This window comes from Sediminicoccus rosea, assembly GCF_033547095.1.
Taxonomy (GTDB): Bacteria; Pseudomonadota; Alphaproteobacteria; order Acetobacterales; family Acetobacteraceae; genus Roseococcus; species Roseococcus rosea.
Genome location: NZ_CP137852.1, coordinates 332,023 through 354,658 on the forward strand (window position 1 = coordinate 332,023; position 22,636 = coordinate 354,658).

Below are 22,636 nucleotides of genomic sequence, written 5' to 3' on the forward strand. Positions count from 1 at the left end.
TATCGGGGGTTCCCATGCGTCACATTCAACTTGCGGCCATCGCCCCGGCGATGGCCGTTTTCCTCTCCTTCGGCGCCGCCGCGCAGGACCGTTCGGCCTGGCGGCTCGACCTCGAATCCGGCGCGACCTTCCAGACCAAGAACCAGGTCCGCAACCCCGGCAACACCGGCACGCAGTTCAACATGAACGCGCTGCAGGGCGACCCGGTCTCGCCCTTCTTCCGCGCGACCCTCGCCTGGGACCCGTGGGAGCGGCATGGTTTCCTCGTCGCCTACCAGTATCTGCGCAATGAGGGCTCGGGTACGCTGCTGGGCCCCACCAACTTCGCCAACACCACCTTCGCGCCGGGCGTTCGCACCACGGGTGATTACCGCTTCGACACCTGGCGGGCGACCTATCGCTACACGCTGGTGCAGACGCCCGATTTCCGCCTGCGCGTCGGCCTCACCGGCCTGATCCGCGACGCCGAAATCCGGCTCAGCCAGAACGGGATCACGCGCAGCGATTCCAATGTCGGCTTCGTGCCGCTGCTGCATGCGAGCTTCGACTGGCGCGTGGCGCCGCGCCTCAGCCTGATGGGCGAGGTGGATGGGCTCGCCGCCTCCCAAGGCAGCGCGGTGGATCTCGGCCTGCGCGCCGGCTTCGACCTGACGCCGCAATGGCAGGCAACGCTCGGCTGGCGCATGCTGACCGGCGGCGTGGACAATGACACCACCTACAACTTCGCCACCTTCCAGACCATCACGGCGGGCGTGGCCTATCGGTTCTGACGCGCATGCTTGACGCGCCGCGCCTGGGGGTTTGAAAGGCCCCCATGCGCATCATCGGCCTCGCGGGATGGAGCGGCGCGGGCAAGACCACGCTCCTCACCCGGCTCATTCCGGAACTGCGGGGGCGCGGGCTTCGCGTCTCCACCCTCAAGCACGCGCACCACGCTTTCGACGTGGACCAGCCGGGCAAGGATTCCTTCGAGCATCGCGCGGCCGGCGCCTCACAGGTGCTGGTCGCCTCTGCGAAGCGCTGGGCGCTGATGACCGAACATCGCGACGCGCCGGAACCGGCCCTCGCGGAACTGCTCACGCATCTCTCCCCGGTGGACCTCGTCATCATCGAGGGCTTCAAGCGCGAGGCGCATCCGAAGATCGAGGTGCACCGCGCCGCCAACGGCAAGCCCTGGCTGCACCCGGAAGATCCGCGCATCGGCCTGGTGGCGAGCGATGTAGCCCCACCCCCGGGCGCCCCCGCCTGGGTGTCGCTGGACGACATCCCCGCCATCGCCGATGCCGCGCTGCGCCTCGCGGTGGACTATCGCTGAGCCATGGCGCAGCTCTCCGATGACTGCTTCGCCTTCGGGGGACCGCTGCTCACGGTGGAGCAGGCGCAGGCGCTGATCCTGGAGCGCGTGACGCCGCTGCCGGGCGCCGAGGAGGTTCCGCTGCGCGCGGCGCTGGGTCGCGTGCTCTCTGGCCCGTTGCGGGCGCAAACGCCGCTGCCGCCCTTCTTCAACTCGGCGGTGGATGGCTATGCCTTCCGCCATGCCGATCTCTCGCCCGATGGCGAGACGCGCCTGACGCTGGCCGGCCGCATCGCCGCCGGGCATTCCGGCGGCATGGTCGCCCCCGGCACCGCCGCCCGCATCTTCACCGGCGCGCCCATGCCCGAGGGCGCGGACACGGTGATGATGCAGGAGGATGCGCGGCTGGAGGGTGATGCGCTGCTGCTGCCGCCCGGCCTCAAGCCCGGCGCCAATGCCCGCCCCGCCGGCGAGGATGTGTCCCAGGGCAGCGAGGCCCTGCCCGAGGGCCGCCGCCTGCGCGCGCCCGAGCTCGGCCTTGCCGCGGCGCTCGGTTTCGCGACGCTGCCGGTGCGGCCGCTGCTGCGCGTGGGCGTCTTCTCCACCGGCGATGAGCTGGCCTCGCCCGGTGCCGCGCTCGGCCCGGCGCAGACCTTCGACAGCAACCGCTTCACGCTGATGGCCATGCTGGCGCGCCTGCCGGTGCAGGTGACAGACCTTGGCATCCTGCCCGACGACGCGGCCGAGACGGCGCGCGCGCTGCATGCCGCCGCCGCCACGCAGGACCTGCTGGTCACTTCCGGCGGCGTCTCGACCGGTGAGGAGGATCACGTCCGTGCCGCGATCGAGGGTGCGGGCAAGCTCGTCTTCTGGCGCCTCGCGGTGAAGCCGGGGCGGCCGGCGGCGATGGGCGTGGTGCAGGGCGTGCCCATGGTGGGTCTGCCGGGCAATCCTGTCGCGGCCGTCGTCACCTTCCTGCATCTGGTGCGGCCGCTGGCGCTGCGCCTCGCTGGTGCGGCGCCCGAGACGCTATTGCGCGTGCCGGCCGTCAGCGGCTTCGCCTATCGCAAGAAGCTGGGCCGCCGCGAATATGTGCGCGTGACGCTCGCGGAAACCGAGGCAGGTCTCGTCGCCCAAAAATTCCCGCGCGAGGGCGCGGGGCTGCTCACCTCGCTCACGCAGTCGGACGGCTTCGCGGAACTGCCCGAAAGCGTCACGGAACTGGCGCCCGGAGCCCCCATCCGCATCCTCCCCTTCGCCGCGATCTTCTGATCTAATTCCCCTCCGCAAAGGGGAAACGCGATGACCGACCATGTGCTGACCGAGCGCCACGGCGCCGTCATGACCATCCGCCTCAACCGGCCGGAGAAGAAGAACGCGCTGACGCGCGACATGTATCGCGGCATGGCGGCCGGGCTGCACGCCGCGGCCGCCGATGAAGCGGTGCATGTGGTGCTGTTGGCCGGCGGCGCGGATTTCACCGCGGGCAACGACATCGGCGACTTCGCCAAGGCCGGTGAGCGTGACCCGAAGGACCCCGGTGCCGCCTTCGATTTCCTCGAGGCGATCCTCGCCTTCCGGAAGCCCGTCGTCGCTGCCGTGCGCGGCAATGCGGTGGGCATCGGCACCACCATGCTGCTGCATTGCGACGTGGTGGTGGCCAGCGAGACGGCACGGCTCATGATGCCCTTCACGCGCCTCGCCCTCTGCCCCGAGGCCGGGTCCTCCCTGCTCATGCCCGCGCGCGTCGGCCCCGCCATCGCCAATTGGTGGCTGTTGGCGAGTGCGGGCTTCAGCGGCGCGGATGCGGCGGCTGCGGGCCTCGCCACGCGGGCCGTCGCGGATGACGAGGTGGAGGCGACGGCGGCGCAGATGGCCGCCACGCTGGCCGCGCTCCCGCCCGGCTCGGTGCAGGAATCCAAGCGCCTGATCCGCGCGCCGCACATGGAGGCGGTGAAGGCCGCGATGGCGGCCGAGCGTGTCAGCTTCGGCGAGCGGCTGCGCAGCCCGGAGGCGCAGGCGGCGTTTGCGGGATTCCTCAAGAAGGCGAGCTGAGGCCTTTGCGAGAGGGCGCTGCCCTCTCGCGCTCTCGCGCCGACAAACTCAGTTTCTTGGATCTTCTGTGTGATGAAGGTGCAGGAAACTCAAGTTTCCTGCCGGTCAGCCCAAACACCCTGCCGCCAGCGCGGCGAAGGCCCGCGCCCGGTGGCTATGCCGCGCCTTTTCCTCCGGCGTCATCTCGCCGAAGGTCAGCGCAGCGCCATCGGGCACGAACATCGGGTCATAGCCAAAGCCATTCCCGCCGCGCGGCGGCGCCACCCAATGCCCGGCGCAGATCCCCTCGAACGCCTCGCTGTGGCCATCGGGCCAGGCCAGCACCAGCACGGCGACGAAGGCGCAGCGGCGCCGCGCGCTGCGATCCTCCGCGGCGATGCGCGCCATGGCAGCGGCATAGTCGCGCGTGCCGTCCGGCTGCATGGCCCAATCCGCCGTATAGACGCCAGGCGAACCCCCAAGCGCGGCCACGGCCACGCCGCTGTCATCGGCCAGGGCCGGCAGGCCGGTGGCGTGCGTGGCGGCCAGCGCCTTGATCCTGGCATTCTCGATGAAGGTCGTGCCCGTCTCCGCCGGCTCCGGCAGGCCGAGCGCGCCAGCCGAGGCCAGCTCCAGGCCATGCGGGGCCAGCAGCGCGGAAAACTCGCGCAGCTTGCCCGCATTGTGGCTGGCAAGGACCAGCCGGCCCGGCGCCAGCTTCCTCACAGGCCGACGGCGACCTTCTGGGCGGCGACCAGCTGCGCCACGCCGTCCCGCGCCATGTCCAGCATCGCGAGGAACTGCGCCTCGCTGAAGGGCGCTCCCTCGGCCGTGGCCTGCACCTCGATCAGGTTGCCATTGCCGGCGAGCACGAAATTCGCATCCGCATCGGCCGTGCTGTCCTCGGCATAGTCGAGGTCGAGGATCGCCTCGCCGCCCGCGATGCCGCAGGAGATGGCGGCGACATGATCGGTCAGCGGGATGGCGCTGAGGATGTTGTTGCGCTTGGCATGCTGGAAGGCCAGGTGCAGCGCGACCCAGGCGCCGGTGATGGCCGCGCAGCGCGTGCCGGCATCGGCGTTGATCACGTCGCAATCCAGCGTGACGGTCATCTCACCCATCGCCTTGCGGTCGGTCACGGCGCGGAGCGAACGGCCGATCAGGCGCTGGATCTCCTGCGTGCGGCCGGATTGCTTGCCGCGGGCCGCCTCGCGGTCGCCGCGGGTATGGGTGGCGCGGGGCAGCATGCCGTATTCGGCCGTCACCCAGCCCAGGCCCTGGTTCCGCATGAAGGGCGGCACGCGCGCCTCCAGGCTCGCGGCGCAGAGCACCTCGGTGTTGCCCATGCGGATCAGGCAGGAGCCCTCCGCATGCTTGGCGATGCCGGTCTCGATGGAGATGGGGCGCAGGGCGTCGGGGGCGCGGCCGGATGGGCGCATGTTCGGGCAATCCTCAGGTTTCTGGGGCCGCAATAGGCAAAGCGCGGCCCGCTGACCAGGGGCCACCCTTTGGGGCACCCTTGGGGGGCCGCCCGGGAAAGGTTGACCAATGCCCCCCGGATAACCAAGCTATCGCCAGCGATGCACACCCCCATCAAGACACCCCTCTTCGCGGTGCCGAGTATCGCCACCAGCGCGTTGGACCCCCGCTCGACCGCCGTGCTGCGCGAGCTGGTGGAAGTCTATGTCGCGACGGGCGAGCCCGTGGGCAGCCGCACCCTCTCCCGCCGCCTGCCGCTGAACCTCTCGCCCGCCTCCATCCGCAACGTGATGGCCGATCTTGAGGAAGCGGGGCTGCTCTACGCGCCGCACACCAGCGCCGGCCGCCTGCCGACGCAGCAGGGGCTGCGCCTCTTCGTGGATGGCCTGCTGGAATTCGGCGACCTGGCCGAGGAGGAGCGCGCCGAGATCGCCGCCCGCTGCGCCGCGCATGGGCGCTCCCTGCAGGACACGTTGGCGGAAGCCGGGCAGATGCTCTCGGGCCTGGCCGGCGCCGCGGGCCTGGTCGTGGCGCCGAAGGGTGAGGCGCCGCTGCGCCATATCGAATTCGTGCCGCTCGGCCCCGGCCGCGCGCTGGTGGTGCTGGTGCAGGGCGATGGCCGCGTGGAGAACCGCGTGATCGAGGTGCCGCCCGGCCTGCCGCCTTCGGCGCTGGTGCAGGCGGGCAATTATCTCAACGCCCGCCTCTCCGACCGCACGCTGGACGAGACGCGCGCCAATGTGATGGCCGAGATCGCCGCCAACCGCACCGCGCTGGACGCGCTGACCACCCAGGTGGTGGAGGCGGGCATGGCGACCTGGGCGGGCGGTGGCAGCGGCTCGCTCATCCTGCGTGGCCAGGCGCGGCTGCTGGAGAACATGGAGAACCTGGCCCGCGTGCAGGAGATCCAGGCGCTGTTCGAGCGGCTGGAGGCGCAGGAGACCACGCTCAAGCTGCTGGAACTGGCCCAGCGGGGCGAGGGCGTGCAGATCTTCATCGGCGCCGAAAGCGGCATCTTCTCCACCGCGGGGCTTTCCGTGGTGGTCGCGCCCTTCCGCAACGCGCAGGAGAAGATCGTGGGCGCGATCGGCGTGATCGGGCCGTCCCGCATCAATTACGGCCGTGTGATCCCGGTGGTGGACTACACGGCCCGCGTCATCGGCCGGCTGCTGGGTTGATCCGGCGCCGCCACGCGCCTACCTCTGAGGCATGAGCGAACAACCCAACCCTTCCCCGGCCGAAGCCACGCCGGAGACCCCTGACGCGCCCCCGCCCGCCCCCACGCCGGAGGAGCGCATCGCCGCCCTCGAGGCCGAGCTGGCCGAGATGAAGGACCGTTGGCTGCGCGCCGAGGCCGAGGTCCAGAACGTCCGCAACCGCGGCAAGGACGAGGTGGAGAAGGCGCGCAACTACGCCGTGCAGAAATTCGCCACCGACATGACGGAAGTGGCGGAAAACCTGCGCCGCGGGCTCGATCTTCTGCCCAAGGCGGAGGAAGGCGAGGCCGAGATCATCGGCAAGATGCGCGGCGGCTTCGAGGGGGTGGAGCGCTTCCTGCTGCAGCGCCTCGAAACCCACGGCGTGCACCGCAAGCCGGCCGAGGGCCAGCCCTTCGACCCCGAGCTGCACCAGGCGATGAGCGAGGCCCCCGCGCCGGAAGGCGTGGAGCCCGGCACGGTGCTCCAGGCATGGACCAGCGCCTGGACGCTGAATGGCCGCCTGCTGAAGCCCGCCATGGTGGTGGTGGCCGGCAAGGGCTGATCCTGCCTCTGGCATGATTTTCGCTCCGCCGAGGGGTGCGGCGCCGGATTCTCCGGTTTCTGCCGCGCCTTTCAGCAGGAGTGAGCCCATGCCCCTGTCCCGCCGCCTCATCCTGGGCAGCGCGCTCGCCGCGCCTGTCACCCTCGCGGCGCAACCGGCCTGGCCCAGCCGCCCGGTGCGCGTGATCAATCCCTATTCCCCCGGCGGCACCACCGATGTGGTGATGCGCCTGATGAGCGAGCGGCTGGAGCGCGCCTTCGGCCAGCCCTTCGTGGTGGAGGCGCGGCCGGGCGCCGGCGGCTCGGTCGGCACGGCGCAGGCGGCGCAGGCCGCGCCCGATGGCCACACCCTGCTCATCACCAACACCGGGCCGCTGACGGTCGCACCCACGCTGATGGGCAATATCACCTATCGGCCGGAGAGCTTCACCTTCATCACCATGTTTGGCGGCGCGCCTATCGTCTGCGCGGTGCGTGCGCAAAGCCCCTACCAGACGATCCAGGACTATGCGGCCGCCGCCCGCGCGCGGCCCGAGGGCATCAGCTTCGGCAATTCCGGCGCCGGCTCCATCGGGCATCTCGCCGGCATGCTCTTCGAGCAGGCGGTGGGGGTCAGGCTGCTGCATGTGCCCTTCCGCGGCGCGCCCGAGGCGCAGGCGGCGGTGCTCTCGGGCGACGTGACCTCGCTCTGGGATACGATCGGCGCGCATGCGGGCTCGGTGCGGCAGGGCGCGCTGCGGGCGCTGGCCTTCACCAGCGCCGAGCGCATCGGGATCTTCCCGAATGTGCCCACGGTGCGGGAATCGGGCTTCCCATCCGTCGTGGCGAACAACTGGTTCCTGCTGGCCGGCCCCGCCGGCATCCCGCCGGCCATCGCCACGCGCATCAACGAAATCTGTCAGGCCGCGATGCAGGAGGCCGTGGTGCGCGAGCGCATGGACGCGCTGGGGCTCGCCTCGCTCGGCAACATGAGCGGGGCGCAGATGCAGGCCTTCGTGGTGGAGGAAACGGCACGCTGGGCGCCGGTGGCGCGGGCGGCTGGATGATGGGGGAGCGCTCGCGCGCTCCCCGTCTCGATCAGATGTAGTGCTCGGCCAGCGGCTCGAAGCCGTTGAACTTCTGGCTGGCATAGGTGGTGACGTAGGCGCCGGTGGCCAGAAGCTCCACGCGGTCACCGGCCGTCAGCGCCATCGGCAGCCGGTAGTTGCTCTTCTCGTAGAGCGTGTCCGTGCTGTCACAGGTCGGGCCCGCGATGGTCACGGGGCCGTCGCTGCCGCCGTCATGCGGCGTGCGGAAGGCGTACTTGATCGACTCGCCCTCGGTCTCCGCCAGGCCACCGAACCGGCCGATATCGAGATAGACCCAGCGCACCGGGTCATTCTCGGCCTTGCGGCTGACCAGCACGACCTCGCTCGAGACCACGCCCGCATCGGCCACCAGGAAGCGGCCGGGCTCGATCACGATCTCGGGGATCGCATTGCCGAAATGCTCGGCCATGGCGCCCATGATCGCGGAGCCGAAATCGTCGATCTCGGGCACTTCCGCCTTGTAGCGCACGGGGTAGCCACCGCCGAGATTGACCATGCGCACCTTCACGCCAGCATCGGCGAGGTCGGTGAAGAGCATGGCGACCTTGGCGATCGCGGCCTCATAGGCGGCGGTCTTGGTCTGCTGGCTGCCGACATGGAAGGAGAGGCCGAAGGCATCGAGCCCGAGCTGCCCCGCGCGGATCATCAGCGCGCGCGCCATCTCGACCTCGCAGCCGAACTTGCGGCTGAGCGGCCACTCGGCGCCGTCATTGCCGACCAGGATGCGGCAATAGACGCGGCTGCCCGGCGCGGAGCGCGCGAGCTTCTCCAGCTCCATCTCGCTGTCGAAGGCGAACATGCGCACGCCTGCCGCATAGGCGGCGGCGATGTCGCGCTCGCGCTTGATGGTGTTGCCGTAGGAGATGGAGTCCGGCGCGGCGCCCGAGGCGAGGCACATCTCGACCTCCTGGAAGGAGGCGGCGTCGAAGTAGGAGCCGAGGCCCACCAGCCGGTCGAGGATCGGCGCGGCAGGGTTGGCCTTCACGGCGTAGTAGATGCGCGCCAGCGGCATCGCCTGCCGGAGGCGGGCGAAATTATGCGCAACGCGGTCCACATCCAGCACGAGGCAGGGCGTGGCCGGCTGGTGATCCGCCAGGTAGCGAGCGACCTTGGGGGTCATCGCACGATACTCCACAAACATGTGGAACCGACCCCATCAGGGGTGGCCCCAGATTGACGAAACGGTCGAACGAACCAGCGACCAGAAAAAAACCGTGGCGTGAACCACGGGGTTGCCAGAACGCTTGACGTCGTTGCGTAAACCTTGCGCCGCGGTGGCAAGCCTTATTCAGGGGCTCAGCTCCGTGGGCCTGGGGCCAGAGGCACGTGCGTACTGCGTCTTGTGAGGCGCGATGTAGGGCCAGCGGCACCAGCATGCAAGCGGGAAATCCCGGATGGGCGAAGTTTTTTCGTGTCTCCCCCCGGGGGCGCCGGAAACCCCGCCGAAAGCCCCCCGGGGGGCCACGGGAAAATGCCGGAATCTCCCCCAGGGAGGCAGGAGTGTTTCCGGCGCGTGTCAGCATTGCACCCGGCGCATCGGGGCGGGCGGCCGATTCGGTGAGCGTCACCCAACTCGGATCGAGAGCTGGCCTCGACGAATCCGGCCGCAACGCGGCCGGCGCCGCCCAACTGACCTCACGGCCAGCACACCTGTCGCGCGGCGAAGCCAAGCGCGCGGAGCGCGCGCCCGGCGTCTGAGGGCTTTTACAAAGTCCCCGGGTAGGAGCCGCCGTCGAGCAGGATGCTCTGGCCCGTCGTGAAGCCCGCATGGACCGAGCACAGGAAGGCCGCGAAGGCGCCGAACTCCTCGGCCGTGCCCAGGCGGCCAGCCGGGATGCCTGCCACCGCCCGGCGCTCCAGCTCCGCCACATCGGCGCCGCCGCCTTTGGCAACCACCTCCCAATTGCCGCGCACGCGGTCCGTGTCGAAGGGGCCCGGCAGCAGGTGATTGATGGTCACGTTGTGCGCGGCCACCCGTCGCGCCAGCGAGGCCAGCGCCCCGGTCAGCCCGGCGCGGGCACCGTTGGAGAGCTCCAGCCGGCCGATCGGCATCTTCACCGAATAGCTGGTGATGTTCAGGATCCGGCCGAAACGCCGCGCCTGCATGGCCGGCAGCGCGGCGCGGATCAGCGCGATCGGCGTCAGCATGTTGGCCTCCACGGCGCGGCGCCAATCCTCCAACTCGAATTGCGAGAACTCGCCCTGCGGCGGCCCGCCGGCATTGGTGATGAGGATGTCGGGCTCGGGGCAGGCGGCGAAGAGGGCGGTGCGCCCGGCCTCGGTCGTCACATCGCCCTGCACGGTGGTGACGGAGATGCCGGTCTCGGCGCGGATGGCGGCGGCCGTGGCTTCCAGCGCCTCGCCGCCCCGCGCGGAGATGACGAGCGAGACGCCCTCGCGCGCGAGGGCAAAGGCGCAGCCGCGCCCAAGCCCCTTGGAGGCCGCGCAGACGACGGCGGTGCGGCCCTTGATGCCGAGATCCATGATGTTTCCCCCTGGGTTCAGGGGGATGAGGCTATCTCAGCGGATCAGCCCCGTCATGGGGCTGGAGGCATCGGCCTTGTAGTCGCGCGGCATGCGGCCCGCGAGGTGCGCGGCGCGGCCGGCGATGACGGCGTGCTTCATCGCCACCGCCATCTTCACCGGATCCTGCGCGTGGGCGATGGCGCTGTTCAGCAGCACCGCGTCGCAGCCGAGCTCCATGGCGAAGGCCGCCTCGCTCGCCGTGCCGATGCCGGCATCCACCAGGACCGGCACCTTGGCCGCCGCCTTGATGGCGCGGATCATGTAAGGATTCACGACGCCCATGCCCGAGCCGATGGGCGCGCCCAGCGGCATGATGGCGACGCAGCCCATCTCCTCCAGTCGCTTCGCGGCCACGGGGTCATCGGCGCAATAGACCATCACCTCGAAGCCATCGGCGATCAACGCCGCGGCCGCCTCGAAGGTCGCGGCCATGTCGGGGTAGAGGAAGGGCGGCGGGCCCAGCACCTCCAGCTTCACCAGGTTCCAGCCGCCCGCCTCGCGAGCCAAGCGCAGCGTGCGGACGGCGTCCTGTGCGGTGAAGCAGCCGGCGGTGTTGGGTAAGTAAGTGTAACGGTCCGGCGGCACGAAATCCTGCAGCATCGGCGCCGAGGGGTCGCTCAGATTCACCCGGCGGACGGCGACGGTGACGATCTCGGCGCCGCTGGCCGCGATGCTGTCCCGCGTCTCCTCGAGCGACTTGTAGCGCCCCGTGCCGACGATGAGGCGCGAGGTGAAGCGGCGCCCGGCGACTTCCCAGCTGTCTTCGGTCAATTCTCAGCCACCCCCGATGAAATGGACGATCTCGATGGCGTCGCCATCGGCCAGCGCCGTCGTCGCGTATTGGGAACGCGGCACGATCTCGAGGTTGCGCTCGACGGCGACCTTGCGCGCGGCGAGGCCGATTTCCGCCAGCAGATCCGCCACGGTCAGGCCGGCCGGCACGCTGCGCGCCTCGCCGTTCACGGTGAGCTTCAGGCGTTCAGCCAGCTCGGACATCGCACGCTCTCCCGCCAGGGGGGCCAGGCCGGCGTGGGAGGGGAACGGGTGCCCATCCCTTCGCCGGCATGACCCGGATCAGGTTCGAAGGGTCACCGCTGCCGCGCGGACTCTCAGCCCCGACCTTTGGTGTTTCCGGGCGGGGCTCCCCTTGGTCCAGGGCAATCTGGTTCCGCGCGGCCCCGGGGTCAATGACCGGGCCGCGCTTGCCGCTGCCGCATGCCCCATGCTAGCCCCGCCAATCCATTCCCTGTTTGACCGAACCGCCATGAACCTCATCGCCGTCTTCAACGGCCCGAACCTCAACATGCTGGGCACGCGCGAGCCGGAGAAATACGGCACGGCGACGCTCGACGATGTGGAGAATCTCTGCGCCGAGGCGGCGGAGGAGCTCGGGCTCGCGATTGATTTCCGGCAGTCCAACACGGAAGGGGAGCTGGTCTCCTGGATTCAGGAATGCCGCGGCCGCGCCGCGGGCATCGTGATCAACCCGGCCGGCTACACCACCACCTCGGTCGCCATCCTGGACGCGCTGCTGGCCGTCGGGCTGCCGGTGATCGAGGTCCATATCACCAATATTCACCGGCGCGAGGAGTTCCGGCAGCACAGCCTGGTCTCCAAGGCCGCCACCGGCGTGATCGCCGGCCTGGGCGTCGCGGGCTATGCCCTGGCGCTGCAGGCCATGGCCAATCTCGTCGGCGGAAACGAGGATGACGACGCATGACCAGCGGCATTCAGTTCGATGCGGAGGCGATCCGCAAGCTCGCCGAAATCCTCCGCGAGACGGACCTGACCGAGATCGAGCTCTCCGAGAAGGAATCGCGCATCCGGGTCGCGCGGATCATCCCGCCCGCGCCGGTGGCGCCCGCGCAGTATTACGCGGCGCCCTCCATGCCGATGCCCATGCAGATGCCGATGCCGATGGGCGCGCCCGCGCAGGCGGCGCCGGCCCCGGCCGTGCCCGCTGCCGACCCCGAGGCGATCGACCCCAAGCATCCGGGCCTGATCACCTCGCCCATGGTGGGTGTGGCCTATCTCTCGCCCGAGCCGGGGGCCGCGCCCTTCATCACGGTCGGCGCCAAGGTCAGCGCGGGGCAGACCGTGCTGCTGATCGAGGCGATGAAGACCTTCAACCAGATCAAGACCAGCCGCGCCGGCACGGTCACGCGCATCCTGGTGGAAGCCGGCACGCCCGTGGAATACGGCGAGCCGCTGGTGCTGGTGGAATAGGGCGATGCCCCCGCGCATGCGCGCGTTTCCAGGACCATTCGTGCCGGGTGCGGGCCATGACCGGGCCGCACCCGTTTTCCCAGAATCCGGCCGCAATGCGGCCGGCGCCGCCCAACCGGATGCTTGGCCCAGCGCGCCCGTCGCGCGGCGAAGCCAAGCCGGCGGAGCCGGCGCCCGGCGCCTGAGGGCATAAATCCATGCTCAAGAAAATCCTCATCGCCAATCGCGGCGAAATCGCGCTGCGCGTGCATCGCGCCTGCCAGGAGATGGGCATCCGCACCGTCGCCGTGCACAGCACCGCCGATGCCTCGGCCATGCATGTGCGCCTCGCCGATGAGAGCGTGTGCATCGGCCCGCCGCTGGCGCGCGACAGCTATCTGAATGTCGCGGCCATCCTCTCGGCGGCGGCGATCACCGGCGCGGATGCGATCCACCCGGGCTACGGCTTCCTCTCGGAGAATGCCCGCTTCGCGGAGATGGTGGAGGCGCATGGCCTCACCTTCATCGGCCCGACGGCGGACCACATCCACATGATGGGCGATAAGATCGCGGCCAAGGACGCGATGCGGAAGCTCAACGTGCCGCTGGTCCCCGGCTCGCCCGGCGCGCTGGAGAGCTTCGAGGAAGCGCGCGAGATCGCCGATCGCATCAAGTATCCCGTGCTGATCAAGGCGGCGGCGGGCGGCGGCGGGCGCGGCATGAAGGTCGCGCATTCGGCGGAGGAGCTGGAGGAGGCGTGGCAGGTCGCCCGCACCGAGGCCAAGGCCGCCTTCGGCAATGACGCGGTCTACATGGAGAAATACCTCGACCGGCCGCGCCATATCGAGCTGCAGGTCCTCGCCGACACGCATGGCAACGTCGTGCATTTCGGCGAGCGCGACTGCTCGCTCCAGCGCCGCCACCAGAAGCTGGTGGAGGAGGCGGGCTCGCCCGTGCTGACCGCGGCCGAGCGTGACGCGCTGGGCGCGCAGGTGACGGCGGGCCTCCGGCAGCTCGGCTACCGCAATGCCGGCACGCTGGAATTCCTCTACCAGGATGGGCAGTTCGCCTTCATCGAGATGAACACCCGCCTGCAGGTGGAGCATCCGGTGACGGAGATGGTCTGCGGCGTGGATCTGGTGCGCGAGCAGATCCGCATCGCGGCCGGTGAGAAGCTGGGCTACGCGCAGGAGGATGTGCAGTTCAGCGGCCACGCCATCGAGTGCCGCGTGACCGCGGAAGATCCCGAGAGCTTCGCGCCCTCGCCCGGCCGGGTGAACACCTATCACGCGCCGGGTGGCCTCGGCGTGCGCGTGGATAGCGCGCTCTACTCCGGCTACGCCGTGCCGCCGCATTACGACAGCCTGGTGGCGAAGCTCATCGTGCATGCGCCGACCCGCCCGCAGGCCATCGCGCGCATGCAGCGCGCACTGGACGAGATGGTGGTGGACGGCATCAAGACCACGCTGCCGCTGCACCGACGCATCATGGCAGATGCCGAGTTCCAGTCGGGCGACTACACCATCCATTGGCTGGAGCGCTTCGTCGCGCGGGGCTGAAGGCTCTCCTTGCATGCCCGGCTGATCCCGGTGACGTTCCAGGGGCACAGGAGGCCCCGCATGCAAGCTCTCTCCCGCCGCGCAGCGCTGATCGGCGCGGGCGCGCTCGCCACGCCCGCGCTGGCCCAGGCGCCCTGGCCCGACCGCCCCATCCGCTGGGTCGTGAACTTCCCGCCGGGCGGCGCGGCCGACACCCTGTCGCGCATCCTCGCGCCCGTGGTGAGCACACGGCTCGGCCAGCCGGTGGTGGTGGAGAACCGGCCGGGCGCGGGTGGTGCCCTGGGGGCGGACATCCTGGCCAAGGCGCCGGGCGACCGCTTCCTGGTGATGATCTCCTCCGCCGCCTCGCACGGCATCGGGCCGGTGCTCTATCGCAATCCGCCCTATGACGCGCTGCGGGATTTCACCCACATCCGGCTGATCGGCACCTTCCCCTCGGTGCTGGCGGTGAACCTGGATTTCCCCGCGCGGAACCTCGCGGAATTCCTCGCCGTGGCGCGGCAGCGGCCGGTCTCCTACGGCTCGGGCGGCAATGGCACGCTGAACCACCTGATCGGGCAATTGCTCGCGCGCGCTGCCGGGGTGGACCTGACGCATGTGCCCTATCGCGGCTCGGCCCCCGCACTGACCGACACGATCAGCGGCCAGATCCCGGCCATCATGGAGAGCCTGCCCATCGCGCTGCCGCATCTGCGCGGTGGGCGGCTGCGTGCGCTGGCCAGCAGCGAGGCGACGCGCCCGGCCTCGTTCGCCGATGTGCCGACCTTCGCCGAGCAGGGCTTCCCCCAGGTGGTGGCGAGCAACTGGTTCGGTTTCTCGGCGCCGGCCGGCCTGCCGCCCGAAATCATCGCCCGCTGGGATGCCGAGATCGCGCACGCCCTGGCCGATCCGGCGGTGGTGGAGCGCTTCACGCCCATCGGCGTCCGGCCAGGCGCGGAGGGGCCGGCCGGCTATACCGCGCTGGTGCGGAGCGAGCTGGAGCGCTGGCGGGCGGTGATCGCGGCCGGGAACATCACGGCGGACTGAGTCCCCGCTTGCGCCCGGACGCCCGCGGGCCAATCTTGCGGGCATGATCACACCCGCCCCCGACCAAGCGATCCTCGGCGCCTTCTGGCGCGTCCTGGCCGGCAGCGGCTGGCATGGGCTGACGCTGCGCGCCGTCGCGGCCGAGGCCGGCCTGCCCCTGGCCGAGCTGCGCCGCCACTTCGCCACCCCGCTCCACATCCTGGCCGCGCATCAGCGCGCCGTGGATGCGGCGGTGCTGGAGGGGACGATCGAGGACCTCGGCAGCACGCCGCGCGACCGGCTGTTCGACGTGCTGATGCGCCGCCTCGATGCCCTCCAGCCGGACCGCGCCGGCGTGGTGCGCCTGCTGCGCGACCTGCCGCGCGCGCCGCTGCTGGCGCTGTGGTTCGCGCCGCGCAACGCGAGCTCCATGGCCTGGATGCTGGAGGCGGCCGGGCTGGACGCGGCGGGCCCGCGGGGGCTGCTGCGCGTGCAGGGATTGGTGGGCGTCTGGCTCGCGGCCCTGCGCGCCTGGGAGAAGGATGAGAGCGAGGACCTCTCCGCCACCATGGCCGCGCTGGACCGCGCCCTGGACCAGGCGGACCGCGCGGCGCGCTGGTTCGGCATGGCGCCCAGGGAAGCGGCGGCCGAGGCGGAGCCGGTGGCCGAAACCGACCCCGAATCGGCCGACGAAGTCATTTGACCGGCTTGCCCCCGGGCGTCTAGGAGTCGAAGAGGCGGTTTCCCGCCGGAACAACGGGTCGCTGGGGCCGGTTGCGGGGCGGGGGCGCGGAGACTCACGCCATGACGAACAGCTTCAACCCCGAAGACATGATGCGCGCCTTCACCTCGATGAAGATGCCGGGCCTGCCGGATTTCCAGGCCTTCGCCGACGCGCAGAAGCGCAACCTCGAGGCGCTGACCACCGCGAACAAGCTCGCCATGGAGGGTGCCCAGGCCGTGGGCCGCCGCAACATGGAAATCATCCAGCAGGTGATGGCGGAGATGACGCAGGCCATCCAGAGCCTCGGTGCCGCCGAAGCCTCGCCCAACGCCAAGGCCGCGCAGCAGGCCGAACTGATGCGCACGGCCTATGAGCGCGCGGTGGCGAACATGCAGGAGATCGCCGAGCTCATCCAGAAGTCCAATGGCGAGGCCGTGGGCGTGCTGAACCGCCGCTTCGCCGAGGCGCTGGAAGAGGTGAAGGAACTGGTGAAGACCTGAAGCCGGGGATGATCCCGGATCGCGGCCCGCCGGCGTGCGGGCCCGATCCGGCCCGACTCAATCGAGGAAGGCGCCCGTGGCGCGCACCACCTGCGCCCAGGCCTGCCGCTCACGGCGGCCGAGCGCGCCCAACTCCTCCGGCGTCGAGGGCTCGGGCACCGCGCCTTGCTGGCGCAGCGTCTCGACGAAGGCGGGCGTGCGCATCGCCTCATGCGCGGCGGCGTTCAGCCGGGTGATGATCGGCGCGGGCGTCGCGCTCGGCGCATAGAGGGCGAGCCAAAGGCCGGCATCGAGCTCGCCGCCCAGTTCGAGCAGAGTCGGCACCTCGGGCAGCAGGGCGACGCGCTGCTTCGCCAGCACCGCCAGGGGCCGCACGCGCCCCACCTGGGCCATCTGCGCCACGCCGCCTGCGGGCAGCACGGTGCAATCCACTTGCCCCGCCACCACCGCCTGCAAGGCCGGCGCCGCCCCGGCGAAGGGGACGTGCAGCATCTCGATCCGGCGCGGCAGGATGATGCGCTGCATGGCGAGATGCGGCGTCGAGGCCACGCCCCAGGAGGAGAAGGAGATCGCCTCCGGCCGCACCGCCGCCGCGGCCATCAGCGCCTCGAAACTGCCGATCGCCGGCTTGGAGGGGCCGACCGCCATGGCGAAGGGCGCGTTGCAGATGAAGGTGATGGGCGCGAAATCCCGGTCGGGATCATAGGCCAGGTTGCGCATGGAGGTCGGCAGGATGGCCTGCGTGTCCACGATGCCCATCCAGAGCGTGTAGCCATCGGGCGCCGCGCGGGCGGCGAAGGTGGCGCCGATGCTGGCCCCCGCGCCGGGCCGGTTCTCGACCACGACGGATTGCCCCAGCAGCGCGGCCAGCGGCTGGGCCATGGCGCGCGCCACGATGTCGTTCAGCCCGCCCGGCGGGCCGCCGATCACGATCCGCAGCGGGCGTTCGGGATAGGCCAGCGCCGGGGCGGCCAGGGCGGCCCCCGCCAGCGCGAGGACAGTGCGACGACCGAGAGGGGACATGCGCGGCTCCGATCTGGATTTGTCCGGACCAGAGTGGCAGCCGGCGAAGGCGCCGGTCAATCGTCCGTCTATTCGACGCGCTTCAGCTTCGCCTCGACCACGGCGGCCAGCACGCCCGCGCCATGGGGGATGGCGGCGTCGTTGAAGTCGAAGCGCGGATTATGCACCTCGGCGCTGTCGCCATTGCCGGTGACGATGTAGGCGCCAGGGCATTTCTCCAGCATGTAGGCGAAATCCTCGCCGCCCATCACGGCCGGGAATTCGCGCTTCACATGGCCCTCGCCCACCAGGGATGCGGCGGCATCGCCCAGCGCCACCGCCTCCATCGCGTCGTTCACCAGCGGCGTCGTGATCACCCGGAAGTCCAGCACGGCGGAGCCGCCCAGGCCGGTGGCCACGCCCTCGCTGATGGCGCGCATCCGGTCCTCGACCAGCTTCATGATCTCGTTGCTGAAGGCACGCACGGTGCCGCCGAGGCGCACCTCGTTCGGGATCACGTTGTAGGCGTTGCCGGCATCGAAGCGGGTCACGCTGAGCACCGCGCGCTCGGCCGCCGGCACGTTGCGGGCCACCACGGATTGCAGCGCCTGGACGATGGCGGCCCCCATCACCACGGGGTCGTTCGTCGTCTCGGGCCGCGCGCCGTGGCCGCCCTTGCCGGTGACCTGGATGTCGTAGAAGGCGACGCCCGCCATCATCGGGCCGGGGCGGATGCCGTAGTGGCCCACGGGCATCCCCGGCCGGTTGTGCAAGCCGAAGACGGCGTCGCAGGGGAAGCGCTCGAACAGGCCGTCCTCGAGCATGGCGAGCGCGCCGCCCGCGCCTTCCTCGCCCGGCTGGAAGATCAGGTGGATGGCGCCGTCGAAGCGCTTGGTCGTCTGCAGATATTTCGCGGCGGCGAGCAGCATGGTGGTGTGCCCGTCATGCCCGCAGGCGTGCATCTTGCCGGGGATGGTGCTGGCATGGGCGAAGCCGTTGGCCTCGGTCATCGCCAGTGCGTCCATGTCGGCGCGCAGGCCGATCCGGCCTTGCCCGTTGCCGTTGCGGATCACGCCGACCACGCCGGTGACGCCCACGCCGCGATGCACCTCGATGCCCATCTCCGTGAGCTTGCGGGCGACGAGATCGGCGGTGCGATGCTCCTCCAGCCCGAGCTCGGGATGCGCGTGGATGTCGCGGCGGATGGCGGTGAACTCATCCTGCCACTGGGCGATGATCTCGGTCGGTGTGCTCATGCGTGCATTATTCCTCCGGCTTGCCGCCTTGGGCAATCGCCAGCGCCTGGCGCAGCACCGTCATGTCGCCGATGTGATTGGCCAGCAGCAGGATGAGCTTGGCGTCGAGCTTGCGCGAGGCCGCGTCATCCAGTGCGCGATGCGCCTCCATCAGCGCGGCGTAGAATTCGTCGGGTTCGGTGAGGCGGGGGGCGGTGCGGAGCTGCGTCATCGTCCAAGAGCCTTGTCACGGGCGGCGAGGATGGGCCCGGGGGCCGCGGTGGTGAAGCGCGCGGCGACATGCTGGTCGGGCCGCAGCAGCACGCATTCACCGGGGCTGAGGCCGTAGCGCGCGGCGACAAGGCCCGAATGGTCCAGCAGCGTGCCGGGGCGCGGCGTGTCGGTGAGCACGAGCGTCGTGATGCCGGGCAGGGGCACGGGCGTCACCTCGCGCGCCAGCAGCGTGAACCCGCCATCAGCGCCGATCTGGCGCAGCAGCCAGTCGCGCGTCTCGCCGCGCAGCACGGGCGCATCGGGCGCGGGCGTGCCGGGCGGGGCCTGCCCCGGCGCTTCGTCCGGGCCGTTCAGCGGGCTGTTCCAGAGCGTCGAGGGGCGCGAGAGGCGGCCGGAATTCACCAGCGGACGGGCCAGCGCCCAATCCTCCGCCAGTTCCAGCACAGCGTCGCGGAAGGCGCGCGCGGCGGCGTTCTTCGGCGTGATGAAATCCGTGCTGCGGGTGGAGTTCAGGATGTTCTCATCCGCAGCCGGGATGCGCTCAGCGTCGTAGCTGTCGAGCAGCGCCTCGGGCGCTTCGCCGCGCAGCACAGCGGCGAGCTTCCAGCATAGGTTGTCGGCATCCTGCACGCCGCCATTGCCGCCGCGCGCGCCGAAGGGGCTCACCTGGTGCGCGGCGTCGCCGAGGAAGAAGATCCGGCCATGGCGGAAGCGCTCCATACGGCGGCAGCGGAAGGTGTAGACGCTGACCCATTCGAGGTCGAAGGGCACGTCGGGGCCCAGCATCTGCGTCACGCGCTGGCGCACCCGCTCGGGGTCCTTCTCGCGCTCCGGATCGGCGTCCCAGCCGAGCTGGAAATCAATGCGCCAGACATCGTCCGGCTGCTTGTGCAGCAGCACCGACTGGCCGGGATGGAAGGGCGGATCGAACCAGAACCAGCGCTCGGTCGGGAAGGGGGCGTTCATCACCACATCGGCGATGAGGAAGCGGTCGCGGAACACCTGCCCGGTGAAGGCGAGGCCCAGCGTCTCGCGGATGAAGCTGCGCGCGCCATCGGCGGCCAGCAGCCAGTCGGCGTGCAGCGTGTAGGAACCGGCCGGCGTCTCGATGGCGAGGCGCGCGCCATCCGTCCGGTTCTCGATCCCGGTGACACGCGACTTCCAGCGCAGATCCACGAGGCCCGTGCCCTCGCAGGCCTCCACCAGCCATTGCTCGGCGTAATACTGCTGCAGGTTCACGAAGGCCGGGAATTCGTGGCCGTCCTCCGGCAGCAGGTTGAAGCTATAGGCCTCGCGCGACTGGAAGAAGACGCGGCCCTGGTTCCAGGTGATGCCCTTCTCCAGGAACTTCTCACCAAGGCCGAGCCGCGCGAAGATCTCCAGACTGCGCTTGGCAAAGCAGATGGCGCGGCTGCCGAAGCTCACCGTGTCATCCTCATCCACCACCACCACGCGCAGCCCGCGCCGCGCGAGGTCGAGCGCGGCGGTCAGTCCGACCAGACCGGCGCCCGCTATGACGATGGGCGCCCGTTCCTCACTGCCCGGATGCGGGCGGAAGGCGTAGCGCGGCTGCGTATATGTCGTCGGCAAGTCAGTGCACTTCGGCGGACTTCATGGGCGACGCGCCCTCGACCGCGCGCCACATCTCGAGGTCGCGCTCGGCGGTCCAGATGCGCGGATGGGTGATGCCGCTCGCCTCGTCGAAGGCGCGGCTGACATTGAAGGGCATGCAATGCTCGAAGATCACCCAATGCCCGTATTTCGGTCGCATCACGCCCATCGCCTCGGCATAGAGCTGCGTCAGGTTCCAGCCCTTCGCCACCGCCTGCTTTGCGAGGCCGAAGAGGTCACTGGTGAAGCTCTCCGTCTCGTGCAGCGCCTGGGCCACGTCGGCCTTGGTCAGCAGCGCGGCACCGCGGCCAGGGACGAGCTTCTCGGGCCCCAGTTCGCGGATGGCGGCGATGGTGGCGGGCCAGTCGGCGAAATGCGCGTCGCCGCAATAGGGGGTCGCGCCGAACTCCACCGTGTCACCGGCGAAGAGGACCTTCTCCTTCGGCATCCAGACCACCGTGTCGCCCGATGTGTGGCTGCGGCCGATATGGATGATCCGCGCCTCGCGCTCGCCGAGCCAGAGCGACATCTTCCGGTGGAAGCTCTGCGTCGGCCAGGTGAGGCCGGGGATGCTCTCCCGCCCGCGGAAGAGGCGTGGGAAGCGGCCGATCTCGCTGTCCCTGTCCTGCGCGCCGCGCTCGACGATGAGGTCGCGCGTCGCGTCCGAGCAGATGATGGAATGCGCCGGATAGCCCGAGGCACCCAGCACGCGCACCGCGTGATAATGCGAGAGGACCACCTGCTTCACGGGCAGGGGTGTCACGGTGGCGATCCGTGCCTGCACATCGGCGGCCATGATCGGCGTGGCCTGCGCATCCACCACCACCACACCGTCCGGTCCCACGATGACGCCGGAATTGGGGTCGCCCTCGGCGGTATAGGCATAGAGGCCGGGGCCGAGCTCGTCGAAGGAGACGTGCTTGTCGGCCAGGTCCTGCGTGGAGGCGAAGCTCATGGAATGGCGGCCCTTCTCGCTTTGGCGTCGGCCCCCACTATAACCCCATTCTGGCCGGGGCGCTGCCCCTCAGACCAGGCGGAAGCGGGCGGCGGCCAGTGCATCCTCGGCGAGCGCCGTGCGCACCGCCGCGCCCGCGCCGTCCTCGTCCAGCACCAGGACGCGGTCGAACCAGCCGGACTGGCCGCGCACGCGGGCCTGGAACAGCCGGTCCAGCGCCTGGGCGGCGGGGCTGCGGCCCTGGCAGCAGGCGCAGGCGACGGCGTGGGCCGTCACCCCCGCCTCGAAGGAGACGGCGGAGACGGCGCCCGCCGGCAAGGGCCCGGGCGGCGCCAGGGTGACGAGCGCGGCCGGCTTGCCGCCCGCCAGCGCCGCGGTCAGCGCGCTGGGTTCGGGCAGGATGGAAATGGGGATTCGGGCGTCCAAAGACCAAGCCATAGGGTAGACATAAGGATATCTTTATGCCATTTGCAACCCCATGGACACGCTCCTCTCCCAGCTGCGCGCGACGGCCGAGCCCACCCGGCTCCGGCTGCTGGCGCTTTGCGCCCGTGGCGCCTTCTGCGTGACGGAGCTTTGCGCCGTGCTGGGCCAGTCCCAGCCGCGCCTTTCCCGCCACCTGAAGCTGCTGACCGAGGCCGGGCTGCTTGAGCGCCTGCCCGAGGGCTCCAACGTCTATTTCCAGGTGCCCGCCCAGGCCGAGCTGGTGCGCGTCATCCTCGCCCGCCTGCCGGAGGAGGAGCCGGTGCTGCAGGCCGATCGCCGCCAGGCCGCGCGCATCGCCGCCGAACGCGCCCGCGCGGCCTCCGACGCCTTCCAGCGCGAGGGGATGGACTGGGACGAACTGCGCGCGCTCGACCTCGACGCCGCCGCCATCGAGGCCGCGCTGCTCGATGCCCTCCCCGACCGGATCGAGGCGCTGCTCGACATCGGCACCGGCACCGGCCGCCTGCTGGAGGTGCTGGCCCCGCGCACCCGCCGCGCGCTGGGCGTGGATGCGAGCCGCGAGATGCTGGCCCTCGCCCGCGCCCGCCTTTCCGAGCGCGGCCTCGCGGAATCCTGCACCGTCCGCCAGGCCGACATGTATCGCCTCCCGCTGGCGGACCGCAGCTTCGATGCCGTCACGCTGCAGATGGTGCTGCACTACGCGGAAGACCCCGCCGCCGCGCTGGCCGAGGCGGCGCGCGTGCTGCGTCCCGGCGGCACGCTCCTGCTGGCCGACCTCGCCTCGCACGGCGCCGCCGAGGTGCTGGCCCGCTTCGCCCATCGCTGGCCGGGCTTCGATGATTCCGAACTCGCCGGCTGGCTCGGCCAGGCCGGCTGCGCGCTCGCCGCCCGGGCCGACATTCCCGGCCGGCTTCCCGTTCGCGTCTGGCGCGCCGAAAAACTGCCCGCCGACGCCCTCACCCACGCCTGACCTGAAGA

General features: G+C 70.6%; 27 protein-coding genes and 1 riboswitch. Of the genes, 15 read left to right on the forward strand and 12 right to left on the reverse strand.

What is annotated here, in order from left to right; translation table 11 throughout:
* The first annotated feature begins 50 nt into the window (after positions 1-50).
* From R9Z33_RS01590 to R9Z33_RS01605, 4 genes are read left to right on the forward strand one after another with little or no spacing between them, the layout of a single operon-like run.
* Positions 51-770 (forward strand): hypothetical protein, encoded by a 720-nt coding sequence (locus R9Z33_RS01590; protein ID WP_318649547.1) that lies wholly within the window; start codon positions 51-53, stop codon positions 768-770.
* 44 nt (positions 771-814) lie between these two features.
* Positions 815-1,315 carry a molybdopterin-guanine dinucleotide biosynthesis protein B gene (mobB, locus tag R9Z33_RS01595; RefSeq protein ID WP_318649548.1) on the forward strand — a complete coding sequence of 167 codons (501 nt, stop codon included), beginning with the start codon at positions 815-817 and terminating at the stop codon, positions 1,313-1,315.
* A 3-nt stretch (positions 1,316-1,318) separates the two neighbouring features.
* Positions 1,319-2,566 (forward strand): molybdopterin molybdotransferase MoeA, encoded by a 1,248-nt coding sequence (locus tag R9Z33_RS01600; protein WP_318649549.1) that lies wholly within the window; start codon positions 1,319-1,321, stop codon positions 2,564-2,566.
* Between the two features lie 30 nt (positions 2,567-2,596).
* On the forward strand, positions 2,597-3,349 hold the full coding sequence (locus R9Z33_RS01605; RefSeq protein ID WP_318649550.1) for an enoyl-CoA hydratase-related protein: 753 nt from the start codon (positions 2,597-2,599) through the stop codon (positions 3,347-3,349).
* Positions 3,350-3,454: 105 nt separating this feature from the next.
* Here R9Z33_RS01605 and R9Z33_RS01610 read toward each other — a convergent pair whose 3' ends face one another.
* Positions 3,455-4,054: a non-canonical purine NTP pyrophosphatase gene (locus tag R9Z33_RS01610; protein ID WP_318649551.1), complete on the reverse strand. Its 600-nt coding sequence runs from the start codon at positions 4,052-4,054 to the stop codon at positions 3,455-3,457.
* Entirely contained in the window at positions 4,051-4,767 is a 717-nt protein-coding gene (rph, locus tag R9Z33_RS01615) for a ribonuclease PH (RefSeq protein WP_318649552.1), read from the reverse strand. Before rph ends, R9Z33_RS01610 begins: the two co-directional genes overlap by 4 nt.
* 141 nt (positions 4,768-4,908) lie before the next feature.
* Between rph and hrcA the strand changes: the two genes are divergently transcribed.
* The 3 genes from hrcA (at position 4,909) to R9Z33_RS01630 (ending at position 7,613) form a co-directional block, all read left to right on the forward strand.
* Positions 4,909-5,985, forward strand: coding sequence for a heat-inducible transcriptional repressor HrcA (gene hrcA / locus R9Z33_RS01620; RefSeq protein ID WP_318649553.1), 1,077 nt, complete (start codon positions 4,909-4,911; stop codon positions 5,983-5,985).
* Between the two features lie 31 nt (positions 5,986-6,016).
* On the forward strand, positions 6,017-6,568 hold the full coding sequence (locus tag R9Z33_RS01625; RefSeq protein ID WP_318649554.1) for a nucleotide exchange factor GrpE: 552 nt from the start codon (positions 6,017-6,019) through the stop codon (positions 6,566-6,568).
* Between the two features lie 88 nt (positions 6,569-6,656).
* Entirely contained in the window at positions 6,657-7,613 is a 957-nt protein-coding gene (locus tag R9Z33_RS01630; protein ID WP_318649555.1) for a Bug family tripartite tricarboxylate transporter substrate binding protein, read from the forward strand.
* 31 nt (positions 7,614-7,644) lie between these two features.
* Here the strand turns inward: R9Z33_RS01630 and R9Z33_RS01635 are convergent, their stop codons facing one another.
* Positions 7,645-8,775, reverse strand: coding sequence for a type III PLP-dependent enzyme (locus tag R9Z33_RS01635; RefSeq protein ID WP_318649556.1), 1,131 nt, complete (start codon positions 8,773-8,775; stop codon positions 7,645-7,647).
* 437 nt (positions 8,776-9,212) lie between these two features.
* Here R9Z33_RS01635 and R9Z33_RS01640 point away from each other — a divergent pair, with 437 nt between their 5' ends.
* The gene (locus R9Z33_RS01640; protein WP_318649557.1) at positions 9,213-9,353 is read left to right on the forward strand and encodes a hypothetical protein; all 141 of its coding nucleotides are present in this window, start codon (positions 9,213-9,215) and stop codon (positions 9,351-9,353) included.
* A gap of 6 nt (positions 9,354-9,359) precedes the next feature.
* On the opposite strand, the gene R9Z33_RS01645 is transcribed toward R9Z33_RS01640, so the two are convergent.
* The 3 genes from R9Z33_RS01645 to thiS are packed head-to-tail and all read right to left on the reverse strand — an operon-like array spanning position 9,360 to position 11,177.
* A complete protein-coding gene (locus R9Z33_RS01645) occupies positions 9,360-10,139 on the reverse strand; it encodes an SDR family oxidoreductase (RefSeq protein WP_318649558.1) in 780 nt (259 codons plus the stop codon).
* A 36-nt stretch (positions 10,140-10,175) separates the two neighbouring features.
* Positions 10,176-10,952: a thiazole synthase gene (locus R9Z33_RS01650; RefSeq protein ID WP_450104020.1), complete on the reverse strand. Its 777-nt coding sequence runs from the start codon at positions 10,950-10,952 to the stop codon at positions 10,176-10,178.
* Between the two features lie 3 nt (positions 10,953-10,955).
* Entirely contained in the window at positions 10,956-11,177 is a 222-nt protein-coding gene (gene thiS, locus R9Z33_RS24830) for a sulfur carrier protein ThiS (RefSeq protein ID WP_450104021.1), read from the reverse strand.
* A gap of 38 nt (positions 11,178-11,215) precedes the next feature.
* Positions 11,216-11,339, reverse strand: a riboswitch (TPP riboswitch).
* A gap of 106 nt (positions 11,340-11,445) precedes the next feature.
* Here thiS and aroQ point away from each other — a divergent pair.
* From aroQ to R9Z33_RS01680, 6 genes are all read left to right on the forward strand, one after another.
* Entirely contained in the window at positions 11,446-11,901 is a 456-nt protein-coding gene (gene aroQ / locus R9Z33_RS01655; RefSeq protein WP_404830638.1) for a type II 3-dehydroquinate dehydratase, read from the forward strand.
* The gene (accB, locus tag R9Z33_RS01660) at positions 11,898-12,407 is read left to right on the forward strand and encodes an acetyl-CoA carboxylase biotin carboxyl carrier protein (RefSeq protein ID WP_318649560.1); all 510 of its coding nucleotides are present in this window, start codon (positions 11,898-11,900) and stop codon (positions 12,405-12,407) included. Before aroQ ends, accB begins: the two co-directional genes overlap by 4 nt.
* A gap of 197 nt (positions 12,408-12,604) precedes the next feature.
* Positions 12,605-13,945 (forward strand): acetyl-CoA carboxylase biotin carboxylase subunit, encoded by a 1,341-nt coding sequence (accC, locus tag R9Z33_RS01665; protein WP_318649562.1) that lies wholly within the window; start codon positions 12,605-12,607, stop codon positions 13,943-13,945.
* 60 nt (positions 13,946-14,005) lie between these two features.
* Positions 14,006-14,971, forward strand: a complete 966-nt coding sequence (locus R9Z33_RS01670) for a Bug family tripartite tricarboxylate transporter substrate binding protein (protein ID WP_318649563.1) — start codon at positions 14,006-14,008, stop codon at positions 14,969-14,971.
* A 43-nt stretch (positions 14,972-15,014) separates the two neighbouring features.
* Positions 15,015-15,653: a TetR family transcriptional regulator gene (locus R9Z33_RS01675; RefSeq protein ID WP_318649565.1), complete on the forward strand. Its 639-nt coding sequence runs from the start codon at positions 15,015-15,017 to the stop codon at positions 15,651-15,653.
* 101 nt (positions 15,654-15,754) lie between these two features.
* The gene (locus R9Z33_RS01680; protein ID WP_318649566.1) at positions 15,755-16,174 is read left to right on the forward strand and encodes a phasin family protein; all 420 of its coding nucleotides are present in this window, start codon (positions 15,755-15,757) and stop codon (positions 16,172-16,174) included.
* Positions 16,175-16,231: 57 nt separating this feature from the next.
* Here R9Z33_RS01680 and R9Z33_RS01685 read toward each other — a convergent pair whose 3' ends face one another.
* From R9Z33_RS01685 to R9Z33_RS01710, 6 genes are all read right to left on the reverse strand, one after another.
* The gene (locus R9Z33_RS01685; RefSeq protein WP_318649567.1) at positions 16,232-17,197 is read right to left on the reverse strand and encodes a Bug family tripartite tricarboxylate transporter substrate binding protein; all 966 of its coding nucleotides are present in this window, start codon (positions 17,195-17,197) and stop codon (positions 16,232-16,234) included.
* Between the two features lie 68 nt (positions 17,198-17,265).
* Positions 17,266-18,432, reverse strand: coding sequence for a M20 aminoacylase family protein (locus R9Z33_RS01690; RefSeq protein WP_318649569.1), 1,167 nt, complete (start codon positions 18,430-18,432; stop codon positions 17,266-17,268).
* A gap of 7 nt (positions 18,433-18,439) precedes the next feature.
* Positions 18,440-18,643 carry a DUF2783 domain-containing protein gene (locus tag R9Z33_RS01695; protein ID WP_318649570.1) on the reverse strand — a complete coding sequence of 68 codons (204 nt, stop codon included), beginning with the start codon at positions 18,641-18,643 and terminating at the stop codon, positions 18,440-18,442.
* A complete protein-coding gene (locus tag R9Z33_RS01700; protein ID WP_318649571.1) occupies positions 18,640-20,235 on the reverse strand; it encodes an FAD-dependent oxidoreductase in 1,596 nt (531 codons plus the stop codon). Before R9Z33_RS01700 ends, R9Z33_RS01695 begins: the two co-directional genes overlap by 4 nt.
* A 1-nt stretch (position 20,236) precedes the next feature.
* Complete coding sequence (locus tag R9Z33_RS01705) at positions 20,237-21,211, reverse strand: MBL fold metallo-hydrolase (RefSeq protein ID WP_318649572.1); 975 nt, start codon at positions 21,209-21,211, stop codon at positions 20,237-20,239.
* A gap of 69 nt (positions 21,212-21,280) precedes the next feature.
* On the reverse strand, positions 21,281-21,637 hold the full coding sequence (locus R9Z33_RS01710; protein ID WP_318649573.1) for a hypothetical protein: 357 nt from the start codon (positions 21,635-21,637) through the stop codon (positions 21,281-21,283).
* Between the two features lie 52 nt (positions 21,638-21,689).
* Here R9Z33_RS01710 and R9Z33_RS01715 point away from each other — a divergent pair, with 52 nt between their 5' ends.
* Positions 21,690-22,628, forward strand: a complete 939-nt coding sequence (locus tag R9Z33_RS01715) for an ArsR/SmtB family transcription factor (RefSeq protein WP_318649574.1) — start codon at positions 21,690-21,692, stop codon at positions 22,626-22,628.
* Positions 22,629-22,636: the final 8 nt, after the last annotated feature.